14 protein-coding genes and 1 pseudogene are annotated in these 12,357 nt (G+C 63.4%); 12 read left to right on the top strand and 3 right to left on the bottom strand.

What is annotated here, in order from left to right; translation table 11 throughout:
* The 3 genes and pseudogenes from WKW77_RS31355 to WKW77_RS31345 all read left to right on the top strand — a co-directional run.
* Positions 1–309: pseudogene (locus WKW77_RS31355) on the top strand (hypothetical protein); the annotation flags it as partial.
* Between the two features lie 31 nt (positions 310–340).
* Entirely contained in the window at positions 341–1,321 is a 981-nt protein-coding gene (locus WKW77_RS31350) for a Bug family tripartite tricarboxylate transporter substrate binding protein (RefSeq protein WP_340360797.1), read from the top strand.
* A complete protein-coding gene (locus WKW77_RS31345) occupies positions 1,302–2,171 on the top strand; it encodes an IclR family transcriptional regulator (RefSeq protein ID WP_340360796.1) in 870 nt (289 codons plus the stop codon). The genes WKW77_RS31350 and WKW77_RS31345 overlap by 20 nt, the downstream gene beginning before the upstream one ends.
* A 357-nt stretch (positions 2,172–2,528) precedes the next feature.
* Here WKW77_RS31345 and WKW77_RS31340 read toward each other — a convergent pair whose 3' ends face one another.
* On the bottom strand, positions 2,529–3,512 hold the full coding sequence (locus tag WKW77_RS31340; protein ID WP_340360795.1) for a Bug family tripartite tricarboxylate transporter substrate binding protein: 984 nt from the start codon (positions 3,510–3,512) through the stop codon (positions 2,529–2,531).
* 5 nt (positions 3,513–3,517) lie between these two features.
* Complete coding sequence (locus WKW77_RS31335) at positions 3,518–4,699, bottom strand: M20 aminoacylase family protein (protein ID WP_340360794.1); 1,182 nt, start codon at positions 4,697–4,699, stop codon at positions 3,518–3,520.
* A 93-nt stretch (positions 4,700–4,792) separates the two neighbouring features.
* On the opposite strand from WKW77_RS31335, the gene WKW77_RS31330 reads away from it, so the two are divergent.
* A complete protein-coding gene (locus WKW77_RS31330; RefSeq protein ID WP_340360793.1) occupies positions 4,793–5,764 on the top strand; it encodes a LysR family transcriptional regulator in 972 nt (323 codons plus the stop codon).
* 306 nt (positions 5,765–6,070) lie between these two features.
* Here WKW77_RS31330 and WKW77_RS31325 read toward each other — a convergent pair whose 3' ends face one another.
* On the bottom strand, positions 6,071–6,934 hold the full coding sequence (locus tag WKW77_RS31325) for a prephenate dehydratase (RefSeq protein ID WP_422823301.1): 864 nt from the start codon (positions 6,932–6,934) through the stop codon (positions 6,071–6,073).
* Positions 6,935–7,240: 306 nt separating this feature from the next.
* Here WKW77_RS31325 and WKW77_RS31320 point away from each other — a divergent pair, with 306 nt between their 5' ends.
* The 8 genes from WKW77_RS31320 (at position 7,241) to WKW77_RS31290 (ending at position 12,312) form a co-directional block, all read left to right on the top strand.
* Positions 7,241–7,579 (top strand): hypothetical protein, encoded by a 339-nt coding sequence (locus WKW77_RS31320; RefSeq protein ID WP_340360792.1) that lies wholly within the window; start codon positions 7,241–7,243, stop codon positions 7,577–7,579.
* Positions 7,501–7,722, top strand: coding sequence for a 3-deoxy-7-phosphoheptulonate synthase (locus WKW77_RS35100; RefSeq protein WP_422823302.1), 222 nt, complete (start codon positions 7,501–7,503; stop codon positions 7,720–7,722). The genes WKW77_RS31320 and WKW77_RS35100 overlap by 79 nt, the downstream gene beginning before the upstream one ends.
* A 383-nt stretch (positions 7,723–8,105) precedes the next feature.
* Positions 8,106–8,894, top strand: a complete 789-nt coding sequence (locus WKW77_RS31315) for an ABC transporter substrate-binding protein (RefSeq protein ID WP_340360791.1) — start codon at positions 8,106–8,108, stop codon at positions 8,892–8,894.
* 13 nt (positions 8,895–8,907) lie between these two features.
* A complete protein-coding gene (locus WKW77_RS31310) occupies positions 8,908–9,579 on the top strand; it encodes an ABC transporter permease (RefSeq protein WP_340360790.1) in 672 nt (223 codons plus the stop codon).
* A 3-nt stretch (positions 9,580–9,582) separates the two neighbouring features.
* Positions 9,583–10,263, top strand: coding sequence for an ABC transporter permease (locus WKW77_RS31305; RefSeq protein WP_340360789.1), 681 nt, complete (start codon positions 9,583–9,585; stop codon positions 10,261–10,263).
* 15 nt (positions 10,264–10,278) lie between these two features.
* Positions 10,279–10,866 carry a hypothetical protein gene (locus tag WKW77_RS31300; RefSeq protein WP_340360788.1) on the top strand — a complete coding sequence of 196 codons (588 nt, stop codon included), beginning with the start codon at positions 10,279–10,281 and terminating at the stop codon, positions 10,864–10,866.
* Between the two features lie 22 nt (positions 10,867–10,888).
* Positions 10,889–11,623, top strand: coding sequence for an amino acid ABC transporter ATP-binding protein (locus tag WKW77_RS31295; protein ID WP_340360802.1), 735 nt, complete (start codon positions 10,889–10,891; stop codon positions 11,621–11,623).
* Between the two features lie 152 nt (positions 11,624–11,775).
* Complete coding sequence (locus tag WKW77_RS31290; protein WP_340360801.1) at positions 11,776–12,312, top strand: helix-turn-helix domain-containing protein; 537 nt, start codon at positions 11,776–11,778, stop codon at positions 12,310–12,312.
* The last annotated feature ends 45 nt before the right edge of the window (positions 12,313–12,357 follow it).

Raw genomic sequence — 12,357 nt, 5'->3', positions numbered from 1 at the left:
CTGGAGACTCGCGAATGGTTCGATGCCGCTTCCGCCGGACTCTGGAAGCGCATCGGCGGCCGCGATGTCGTCGTGGCCACGCAAGCGGAGCGTGCGCCGCAGGGCGTGCTCTCGGTGCGCGAGCGCGATGGCGTTTTCGGGCGCTGGCTTCACGCGCTCGGCGCGCGGGCGGTCATCGTGCGGCCCGACCGCTACGTCTTTGGTATCGCCCGTGATGCAGCCGGCCTGCAGGCGCTCCTCGTGCAACTTGGAGACGCGCTGTTCGCGGGCTTGCCCGTCGACAACGATACGGTGCCTGCTCACGCCTGACGACCTCGTTCAAACTCAAAAGGAGACATTCATGGCTTCCCTTCCCCGCATGACGCGCAGGACCTTTGCCGCAGGCACCACGCTGGCGATGCTCAGCCCCTGGGCGCTCGCACAGGGCTACCCGACCAAGACCGTGAAGTGGGTGGTCGGCTTTCCGCCGGGCGGCGGCACCGACGTGCTCGCACGCACGGTGGCGGCACAGCTGTCGACCCAGTTCGGGCAGCAGGTGATCGTCGACAACAAGGCCGGTGCCGCCGGCATGATCGCCGCGGAGAGCGTCGCGCGCGCCGAGCCCGACGGCTACACGCTGTTGACCGCCGACATCGCGATCCTCGCGCTCAATCCCGCGATCTATCCCAAGGTCCGCTACAACCCGCTCACGGACTTCGTGCCGGTGGGCCTGATGGCGCGCTTCCCGCTGATCGTCGCGACGCATCCAGGCAGCGGCATCACCTCGCTCCAGCAACTGGTGGCCGATGCCCGCAAGGGCAAGAGCTTCAACTACGGCTCCGCCGGCGTCGGCACGCCGCACCACATGGCGATGGAGGTGCTCGCGTCTTCGGCCGGCATCACGGCGCAGCACGTGCCGTACAAGGGCGATTCGCCGGCCATGCAGGATGTCGCGGGCAAGCAGCTGCCGGTGGCGGTGATCTCGCCGTCGCTGTCGCTGCCCTTCATCAAGGATGGGCGGCTCGTTCCGCTCGCGGTGACCGGCGACCAGCGCATGGCGCAGTTGCCCGACGTGCCCACGCTGAAGGAACTCGGTTTCGCGCCGTCCGGCATCTATGCCTGGCAGGGCCTGGTGGTGCCGAAGAGCACGCCGCCCCACATCGTGTCGGCGCTGTCGGCCGAGATGCGGCAGGCGCTCGCGCTCGCCGCCGTGCGGCAGAAGCTCGCGGAGCTGGGCATGGAAGCCACGCCCAGCGATTCCGCCGAGATGGACCGCTATATTCGCGAGGAGATGCGCTTCTGGGACAAGCTGATCAAATCGCGTGGCATCACATCAACCTGACACACGTTCCGTCGTCCGCGAGGGCGCCCCTCGATCGCATGCGGATGCGGCGCACGACGATGCAGCCGCAGCGAGCCGTGACGGCGCATTGCACCGCGCCGCCGCGGTGCTCCGGCTACTGGCGACCGCCGGGCGCCGCGGCCTCGCGCTGACCGACCTGGCCAAGGCCGCGGGCCTGCCCAACAGCACGATGCATCGCCTGCTGCAGCAGCTGCAGGACGAGCGACTGGCGATGCGCATCGAATCCAGCCGCCACTACACCGTCGGCCCGCTGGCCTACGAGATCGGCCTCGCGGCGGCGCAGCAGTTCGACATCCGCGGCCTGCTTCGCCCGGCCCTCGAAGCGTTGGCCCGCGAAGCGGGCGAGACCGCCTACCTCATCATGCGAAGCGGCGACGAGGCGGTGTGCATCGACGTCGCCGAGGGCCCGACGCCGCTGCGCGTGGTCACGCTTCACATCGGCAGCCGGCGTCCGCTCGGGCTCGGCGCCGGCGGGCTCGCGATCCTCTCGGCCCTGCCGCCGGACGAGCGGAAGGGCATCCTGGAGAACGTGACCGCGAGGATCGAGCGGCACTGGGGCTTCCCGCCCGAACTGCTCGCGCAGTCGCTGGAAGAGGCCACGCGCCGTGGCCATGCGGTGATCCGCAACCGGGTGAATCCCGGCGTGACCGCGGTGGGCATGCCGTTCTTCGACAGTCTCGGCCAGGTGATCGGCGCGGTGACGGTCGCGGCGGCCAACGCGCGCATGGAGACTGCGCGCCTCGCCCAGCTCCAGCAACTGCTGGCGCGCACGAGCCGGGAATTGCGCGATGCCCTCAGCGGGCACCAGTGGCGCCGGCGCGAAGACTGAGCCGTGCCGCGCGCGCATGGCGAATGCGTCACGCGACCGGCATGACCAACCTCAGTGTGGTGGAGTCCACGATGAGGGAGCGTTGTAATTTCCTTGCGAAAAGGCGCGCTTCATTCTGAAAAGGTGTTGCGGGACGGCGCAATTCACAAGGATGCCCGTCTCTGGTCCTCGCTGAAGCCGCTCTGCACCTGGAAGGAGCCGACTTTCCGCTGCGAGAAGAGGGTGTCAAGGAAGCCCTCGCCGAGCTCAGCTGACCTGAGAGGCGATGTTCGAAGACACCGCGACCTGCTCGCAGGCGCGATTCCCATGAAACCAGGCGCCGGTCATCGGGGTAGGCGATCGGTGGCCGGCCAAGCGCTATTCGCGGATGTTCGCGAACTTCGCCAGTGCCGCGAATCGGTCCACGTCGTCGCGCGTCATTTGCGCCAGGTCCTCGTTGCCCTGGGCGGCGAGCGCGCCGTTCTCTTCCAGGCGCTTGCGCACGGCCGGGTCCTGCAGGCCCTCCTGCCAGGCCGCGCGCAGGCGCTGCACGATGTCGGGAGGCAGGTTGCGCGGCCCCTCGAGCGCGAACCAGCCCGAGAGGTCGTAGCCCTTGAGCAGCGGATGCTCACCCAGTGCGGGCACCTGCGGCAGACCGGGCCAGCGCGTGGCGGAGGTCACGCCCAGCGGCACGATGCGCCCGCCCTGCAGGAAAGGCGCGATCACCGTCGGCGACAGCCCCGCGAAGTCCACCGCGCCACCCACCAGGTCGGTCGTGAGCGTCGAGCCGCTGCGATAGGGCACGTGCACCAGCGACACGCCGGCGCGCTGCTTGACCAGCTCGCCGGCGAAATGCTGCAGAGAGCCGACGCCCGAGGTGCCGTAGCTGTACTTGCCGGGGTTGCGCTTCACCAGCGCGAAGAATTCGTCCAGGTTCTTCACGCCGGTGCGCGGGCTGGCAACGAGCAGCACGGGCGCGGTGGCCACCAGCGCAATCGGTGTGAAGTCCTTGCGCGGGTCATACTTCTGCGCGGGGTTCACGGCCAGCGTGGCAGCCAGTTCGTTGATGGTGCCGGCCAGCAGCGTGTATCCGTCCGCCGGCGCGAGAGCGACGCGCTGCGCGCCGATGGCCCCTGCCGCGCCAGCCTGGTTGTCCACGACCACCGCCTGCCGGAGACTGGCCGCCAGCACGTTGGCCACGATGCGCCCGATCACGTCCACCGAACCGCCGGGCGCATAGCCGACCACCAGCTTGACGGGCCGTGCGGGATAGGCGTCGGCAAACGCGGGTCCGGCAAGGCACGCCGCGATGGTGGCCAGGGCGTGGCGGCGCGAGAGGGGAGCGGAAAGATTCGAGTCCATGTGCTTCAGCCCTTCGGTGCCAGGAAACGCCGCGCCAAGCGGATCCAGAAGCCCGCGGCCACGGGCAGGATGGCGTCGTTGAAGTCGTAGCCGGGGTTGTGCACTTGGCAGCCGCCGGTGCCATGCGTGTCGCCTTCGCCGTTGCCCACGATCAGGTAGCTGCCGGGGCAGCGCTCCAGCATGAAGGAGAAGTCCTCGCTGCCCGTCACGGGCTGCAGCTCTTGCAGCAGCGCGCCATCGCCCAGCCAGTCGCGCACCACCTCGCGCGCGAGGCCCGTGCATTCCGCATCGTTGATGACCGCCGGGTAGCGCCAGTGGTAGTCGACCTCGGCGCGCACGCCCAGCGTGGCCGCCTGCGCCTGCACGAGCTCGGTGATGCGCTCGCGCAGCATCGCGCGGGTCTCGGGCCGGTACGCGCGCACCGTCAGGCGCAGGCTCACGGTGCCGGGAATGACGTTGGGTGCGTCGCCGCCGTGGATGGCGCCGACCGAAATGACCGCGGTGTCACGCGGGTCGACGTTGCGCGAGACGATGGTCTGGAGCGCCAGCACGATGTGCGCCGCCGCCACGATCGGATCGGCCGCCAGGTGCGGCGTCGAGCCGTGGCCGCCGCGGCCGACGACATTGATCATCACGGAGTCCGACGAGGCTGTGAACTGGCCCTCTCGGAATCCGAACTTGCCCGCCGGGAAGCCGGGCATGTTGTGCAGTGCGTAGACGGCATCGCAGGGAAACTTCTCGAACAGCCCCTCCTCCACCATGCGGCGCGCGCCGCCCAGGCCTTCCTCGGCCGGCTGGAAGATCAGGTGCAGCGTGCCGTCGAATCCGCGCTCCTGCGCCAGGCAGCGCGCAGCGGCGAGCAGGATGGCGGTATGGCCGTCGTGGCCGCAGGCGTGCATCTTCCCCGCATGGCGGCTGGCGTAAGGCAGTCCCGTCGCTTCGTGGATCGGCAATGCGTCCATGTCGGCACGGATGCCCAGCCGGCGCGTTCCCTGGCCCAACTTCAGCGTGCCGACCACGCCCGTGCCCGCCAAGCCCCGGTGCACCTCGTAGCCCCATTCGGCGAGGCGGCCGGCCACCAGATCGCTGGTCGCGAATTCCTCGTAAGCGAGTTCGGGGTGCGCGTGGATATGGCGGCGCAACTGCACCATTTCTTCCGCGATAGCGGCCGGGAGCGTCTCTGTCATGCTGTCAGTCTAGGCAGCGCACCGCCGCCGGTGCAGACAGGCGCCGCCATGCGCGGCGCGGCCCTGCCTGTCGGGCTCGCCGATAATGCCCCGATGAAGCTCCACCAGCTTCGCTATCTCATCGCCATTGCCGCCGACGGCAGCATCCGCGCCGCTGCGCGGTCGCTGGGCGTCACCCAAGCCACGGTGACGCAGGGCCTGCGCGAGCTGGAGGCCGGCTGCCAGGTCGCGCTGCTCACGCGCGGTAGTGGCGGCATTTCACTCACCGCCGCCGGGCAGGAGCTGCTGGAACACGCGCAGCGCATGATGGCGCAACTGCGTCACGCCGAGGAGGCGCTGGCGCGGCACCGCGACGCCGATTCGCCGCAGCACCTCGCGCTGGGCATCACGCCCTGGGTCGGCCAGACCCTCCTCGCGCACGTGCTGCCGCCGTTCCGGGCGGAGTTGCCACACGTGCAGCTGGAACTCTTCGACGGCCTATCACGGCTGAGCCTACCGCTGCTGCGCGATGGCAGTCTGGACCTGATGATCGGTCGCATCCCGCCGCCGGAGGCCATGGAAGGTCTGCAGGCCAGTGTCCTGTTCACCTACGACCTCACGGTGGTCGCACGCAGGGACCACCCCCGCGCGGGCGCGCGCTCCATCGCCGAACTGCTGGACCAGGACTGGATCCTGAACTTCACGCCGAGCGAGCGGGCCGCGGTGATGGACAACCTGTTCGGCCAGCACGGCCACGAGGCGCCGCGGCACCGCATCCACCTGGCGCACTCGGCGGCCCTGTCGATGACGCTGGTGCAGCAGACGGACATGCTGAGCCTGTGCCCATGGCCCCTGGTGGAAACCGAAGGGCGCCACAGCGGGCTGGTGCCGCTGCAGCTGCGCGAGCGCTTCCACCCCAGCCGCGTGGGCGTGGTGCGTCGCGCCAACGAGGCGCTGCCGCATGCCGCGTCGCGGTTCCTGGCGCATTTCACGGAGCAGACACGCGCCTGCCTGGCCTCGGGTGATCCGCGGATGAAGCGCGTATTCCGCTCGGTGGAGTTGCTGGCGGAGGAACCGGCGGGCTAGTTTGGTTAAACGTGGACATCCGCGTGACGAGATTGAGGCAATTCAATGCGCACTCCGGCGGCGCTCGACAAGGGCGCCTATCCTGCCGAAGCCGGGTCCGCGTTGACCATGGCCGAACTGGAGCACTGGCTCGCCATCGAGATCTGCGAGCCCATCGTCAGCGGTGAACTGTCGCCGCCGCCGCATCTGCGATCTGCGGCGCCCGTCCGACGTATCGGCTCACGTCCAGCAGGTCCGGTCTGTCGACGAGCAGCGGATGCTGCTTCTGAGCCCGCTTGGAGCTCAGCGCTCCGGAAGGCAAACGGTCTACTTGCGCGGGTATGAGCCCAGCACTTGCACATCGGGGTGGGTCTGCAGGAACTCGGCGAGTTTGCCCTGCCTCGAATGCCCGACAACCTCGACGAGATAACGGTGGGTGTCGAGTGTCTTCTTGCTTGGCCGTTCGTAGATTGTCAGGATCTGTAGGCCGGCCTGGGCAAAGGAATTTATCACCCCGTTCAGGGTTGCGTCAGAGGCATTGACCAAAAGTGACGTCTTGTCGTTTCCGGTGGGCGTGGGCATCGACCTGCCGAGTACCCACCAACGAGTGACGTTGTGCGGCCCCTCTTCGATACCTTCCGCCAAAGCTTGCAGGTTGTAAATGGACGCGCCAACCTTGGGTCCAAATGACGCCTTGTCCAACGTGGCACTGTCGGCCACGGCCTTGGCGGCTTCCCCACCGCTGGCTGCCTCGACTCGCTTGACGTTGGGCATCTCCCGATCGACCCATGGCTTGACCTCTTCTAGGGCTACGGGATGCGCCAACACTTCCTTGATGTCTTCCCGCTTGGCGCCGGGTCGTGCCAGCAGGCTGTAGCCCAGCATCTTTGGGTACTCGGCCACGATGGTCACGTCTGGCAAATCCAACACGGCATCCATGTAGGGGGTTACACCGACGATGGAGGTCGTTACCGGAACGCAAGCGCGCTCGACTTTGCCGCTTGAATAGCCCTTGAAAAGATCGTCACGGGAGAGCGCTACCAACTCCTTTTCACCGAACAGATCCAAACAGGCCTGGTGAGTCCAGGAGCCAGCAGGGCCGAGGTATCCGACGGGTCCGGCTAAGAGGGGCTTCAGTGGGAGCATAGAGGTTAGAAGTGCAAAGGTTAGAGTCGGGAGGCGCTTGTTCATCGTCTTCTCGCGGAGGCTGGATGGGTTGATTGATCCGTTGCGAATGCCGGCATCAAGTAAGCCGTTGCAACCAAATGGACTATGCATTGGGGTCAGACAATCCAATCAATGGCTCACCCGGGTACGCGGGCATCCGCTCGCAAAGCAGAGCTGATACGGGCGATTTTTCTCGAACCTCTTGCTGCGTTCAATCCGTTCGCGACAGGCAATTCTTGCCTCGGAACTCAACTACTCCCCTACGTCGTATCGCAGCGATTCAAGTTGCATGGACTGCAACTTGTGCCTCGATGTCAATTGAGCGGGGGTATGCTGGTCGAACCGGAAGGAACGGAAGGAACGGAAGGAACGGAAGGAACGGAAGGAACGGAAGGAACGGAAGGAACGGAAGGAACGGAAGCCTGTCGTCGCGCAAATGCCTGGGTGCGCAGAAGCGAGGGATGCACTCTCGCCCTTACTCAGAGCGATGAAGGTTTCAGGGCGCAAGCCGGTCTGGTGTTGCGATCCGATGCATGGGAAGGAACACGGTTACTTCATCCACTGGCTTCAAGACCCGTGACTTTGATCGAATCCTCGACGAAGTGCGCGAGTTCTTCGATGCCCATCGTGTTGAAGGAACGTATCCTGCCGGCTTGTATTTCAAAATGACAGGTCAGGACGTGATCGAGTGTCACGGGGTGCGCAAGCCCTCACGAACGAAGTGCTGGCAATACGATAAAGGAGCGCATGCGACCCGCGTCTCAATGGGGCCCAGAGCCTCGAGTTGGCGTTTCAGATCGCCGCCGTGTTGAAGGCTGCGCGCCGCAGCCTCTAGACGCCAGTGCGCGACGCAGAAGCCGCGTCGGGCCTTCTCTTTTTCTGCACCGAATCCGTGCAGTCCGGGGAGTGAAGACGCCCTGGCATGCACGGCAGCCGCAGCCGCGCGGGCGACAAGTGCCTTGGCGACTTAGGGTTCTCCCTGCCTGCGTGCGATCGAAGGCGCGGCGCCTCTATTCATAGCCGTCACATAACGGTCATGAGCAAAGTTGCATGCCATGCAACGCCAAGGGCGGGCTCACATTTGAGGCTCATGCAACTTTGCGCACACGGTGTTTTGCACGACGCGCAAGACTTGTTTGCCTAGTGAAAGACCCAAATCATTGAGCCTCCAAACTACTACTGCTCGAGGTACCCCATGGCCTTCGCCGCCACACTCGCCCGAATGAATCGTCGATTTGCCTGCGCCCTATTACTGTGCGCAAGCTGTGTTGGAGCTTCCTACGCTCAAAGTGCAAGCTATCGCATTGCAACTGAAGGGACGTACCCTCCGTGGAGCTTCAAAGATGCCCAAGGGAACCTTCAAGGCTGGGATGTGGACATTGCCAACGCCCTGTGCGAGAAGATGAAGGCCAAATGCGAAATCATCTCTCAGGATTGGGACGGAATCATTCCCGGCCTGGTGGCAAGGAAGTTCGACATCATCATCGCGAGCATGGCGATCACCGACCAGCGAAAGCAGAAGGTCGATTTCTCTGACAAGTACAAGGACACGATTTCCCGTTTCGTCGCGAAAAAGGGCGCTCCGGCCGACGTGTCTCCAACCGCGCTGAAGGGCAAGACCATCGGCGTGCAGCGCGGCTCTATTCAGGCCGGCTTCCTTAGCCAGAACTACAAGGACTCCGACCTCAAGTTTTACGACACGCCGCAGGCCGCGGAACTTGATCTCGTGGCCGGCCGTGTTGATTACATCTTCGGGAACATGGTGACCTACTTCGTTGGTTTCTTGAAGACGCCCGAAGCAGCGAGTTTTGCGTTCGTCGGACCCGAGATGAAAGGTGGCTTGCTGGGCGATGGAAACGGCATTGCGGTCCGAAAGGGCGACACAGCTCTGCTTGAGAAGATCAATGCCGCCTTGGCAGCGATTCGGGCTGACGGCACGTACGACCGCATCACCGCCAAGTACTTTCCCTTCAAACTGATGTGAGCCAGGGAACTCGATGAACCTCCTTCAGGGTTTTGGCGGCCAGCTTCTGCTCGGTGCCTTGGCGACAGTGCAGCTGGCAGTTGCGGCGCTGATCGTTGGGTCCCTCTTTGGCGCTATCGGCTGCTGGCTTCAACTGCGCCGGAACAAGATTCTACGAGGGATCGGGTACATGTATGCAGCGGTGGTCCGCGGCGTTCCCGACCTGTTGGTGGTTTTCGCGGTCTACTTCGGCGGATCTCTGACCTTGGCGACTATCACCGGGCGCTATGTAGAAATCAATGCGTTCGCAGCTGGCGTGTTTGCTCTGGCCTTGTCCTTTGGCGCCTATGCGGCCGAGATCGCTCGGGGCGCGCTGCTCTCCGTGGGAACCGGCCAAAGAGAGGCTGCCTGGATGCTTGGACTGTCTAAGTCACAGACCATGTGGACTGTCGTGGTCCCTCAGGCTGCCCGCACAGCGTTAGCGCCCTTTGGGAACCAGTCCATCGTGCTGCTGAAGCAGACGTCCATTGTTTCCATCGTCGGATGCGACGAGCTCATGCGCAAAGCGGCCGAAGCTTCGGGTGCGACTCGGCAGCCCTTCACGATGTACCTCGCCGCGGCATGCATCTACCTAGTGCTCACCGGCTTCGCCACATTACTGCTGGAGCGCGCTGAAGCTCGCTCCTCGCGCCACGTGAGAGTCTGAACCGTGTTCGAACTTTCCATTGTTTGGTCCGTCTTGCCTGCGCTGCTGAAGGGCGCGCTCCTGACGCTTGAGCTGACCGCCCTCGTGATCTTGCTCGGGTCGGCGTTGGCGCTGCCCCTTGCATTGATCAAGAACTCCCGGCTAGCTTGGGCGCGATCGGCGGCCAATGCGTACGTGGTCTTCTTCCGAGGTACTCCGTCGCTGGTTCAGGTTTTCCTGCTCTATTTCGGAGCAAGCCAGTTTGCCTGGATTCAATCGTCGTTTCTATGGCCGGTGTTTCGCAATCCGTTCTGGTGTGTCGTCATCGCTCTTGGCCTGAACTCCGCGGCCTACACTGGCAAGACGCTCGCGGCAGCACTAGCCGCCGTTCCACGGGGCATGAAGGAGGCAGCATTCACCTTGGGGCTTTCACGCACCAAGTCCTTCCTCACTGTCGAGTTTCCGTTGGCCGCACGAGCAGCGTTGCCGGCCTTTGGGAACGAGATCATCCTCACCTGCAAGGCGACATCCCTGGCCAGCACCGTGACGTTGCTTGACCTCACGGGCACTGCGCGCCTTCTGACGTCAGAGACCTATGCGCCGTATGAGGTGTTCTTGAGTGCGGGCTTGGTCTACCTCGCTATCAACTACGGCTTGATGCTTGTCATGCGCAGGCTGGAGTCGTCCTTCAAATACTCAAACTGAACGCAGAAAGCATTTATGAAGTTCATCACCCTTGGCCCGACTGGCAGCAACCACGAACACGTGACGCAGAACTACCTGGACTTCCATGGCATTGCCGGCAAGGCTTCCGTTGCCTTGGCTGTCGATTTTGAGGAGGGGGCGAAGGCAGTACTGAATGGCGACGCCGATTTTCTGATTCAGTGTGCCGTTCATCCGGCGACCATGGCAACAGTCGCCAAATACCTCAACGGTCTGTTTGTCGTAGATACGTTCATCTCTCCGAGCCAGGACCTTGCGGTTATTCATCGCCGGGATGCAACTCGGCCAGATACCCTCGCTGTTATGAAGCCAACCCTCGACTACACCGATGCATCTCGCTGGGCAAGGATTCAGTACGTCGACACCGTTGCTGAGGTCAGCCGCGGACTGCTGGAGGGTAAGTATCAGGCAGGTCTGGGTTTCGTTTCAATCGCGCAGAAGCACCCCGAGTTGTTGCAAATCGATGAGTTCATCGGCACTGTGGACGATGCTTGGATCGTCTATGGACGAACAAAGGTGAGCGGGGGGAAGCTGCTCGCCTGGCGAGACAGCCCGGCCGCTGCAATCTATCAAGAGATGGTGTGACATGGCATCCAACACTCATTCGATAGGGGATGCGGTCGTAACGATCAGCGGCATCTCCAAGCACTTTGGACCACTTCATGTCTTAAAGAACATCCACCTTGACGTCCACTCGCGTGAGCGCGTGGTGGTTTGCGGGCCATCGGGATCGGGGAAGTCTACGCTGGCCAGGTGCATCAGTGGCCTAGAGGAATATCAAAGCGGGCAAGTCAAGGTCAATGGCATCGAAATCTCGCCAGGAGCCAGCCATGCCGAGAGAATCCGAGCCAACGTTGGAATGGTGTTTCAGCAGTTCAACCTGTTTCCGCACCTCACAGTGATGGAGAATTGCACTCTCGCTCAAAAATGGGTGCGACGGAGGTCCAAGGAAGAAGCGAAAGACCGGGCCATGGCATATCTTGAAAAGGTTCGAATGTCGGAGAAGGCACAGTCCTACCCATCGCAACTATCGGGGGGACAGCAGCAACGGGTGGCGATAGCGCGGGCGCTGTGCCTCGATCCGTCAGTCATGTTGTTCGACGAAGCCACGTCGGCGCTGGACCCAGAAATGGTCAAAGAGGTCCTGGACACGATGATCATGCTGGCACGGGACGGCATGACCATGGTGTGCATCACTCACGAGATGGGTTTCGCCAAGGCCGTGGCGGACAAGGTCGTTTTCATGGAGGCGGGTAGCATCGTGAGTACGGAGCGCCCGGACGTCTTCTTTGGAGAACAAGGTGATGAGCGAGTAAGGCGATTCCTTAGCCAAGTGTTCTAGGCTTCGGCTCTTAAAGGTCAAAAAGCAGCAACATGGCCAAGCAGACGGCGTCCCCATTCCCCACCGGCAAGAAGGTTCGAGTGCCAAAGGCCGGCGCCAAGGTTGTCTCTGAACCAAAGCGAAGCACGACTGCTGCAAAGGTCGGCGTTCAGATTCGTGCCCAGCGAGCGGCCGTTGACATGTCAGCCGGTGCTTTGGCAACAAGAGCCGGTATTTCACGGTCGATGATGTCGAGGATAGAGCGGGGCCTGGTTTCCCCTTCCATCGAAGTGTTGGACAAGATTGCAACCGTCCTCGACGTGCCGATCTCCCGATTCTTCGCCGACCAGGTCCGCCGTCTTGACCTATCGCACGTGCCAGCGGGCAAAGGTCTGAAGATCGAACGTGTCGATGCCGTGCAGGGCTATCACTATGAGCTTCTTGGACATCTCCTGTCGGGAAATCTGTTCGTTGAGCCGTACTTGATCACGCTCTCAAAAGATGCAAAGCCCTATCCGACCTTTCAACATCCCGGGGTCAAGTTCATCTACATGCTTTCTGGGCGGGTGAAGTATCGCTATGGCAGTCGGACCATGGAGGTGAAGGCGGGCGATTCGTTGCTCTTTGACGCGCGTGCTTTGCACGGTGCGGAGGTTCTCAGGGAACGACCCATCTCTTATCTATCTTTGGTTTTCACCCTTCGAGAATAGGATGTGCAACCGTTCCTCAGGGCGAACAGACGTGGAGGCGGGATT

Origin of the sequence: Variovorax ureilyticus (assembly GCF_037889935.1) — a bacterium.
In the GTDB taxonomy this organism is placed as follows: Bacteria; Pseudomonadota; Gammaproteobacteria; order Burkholderiales; family Burkholderiaceae_C; genus Variovorax; species Variovorax ureilyticus.
The sequence above is the reverse complement of the archived record's forward strand: the minus strand, read 5'-3'. Positions and strand labels throughout refer to the sequence as shown.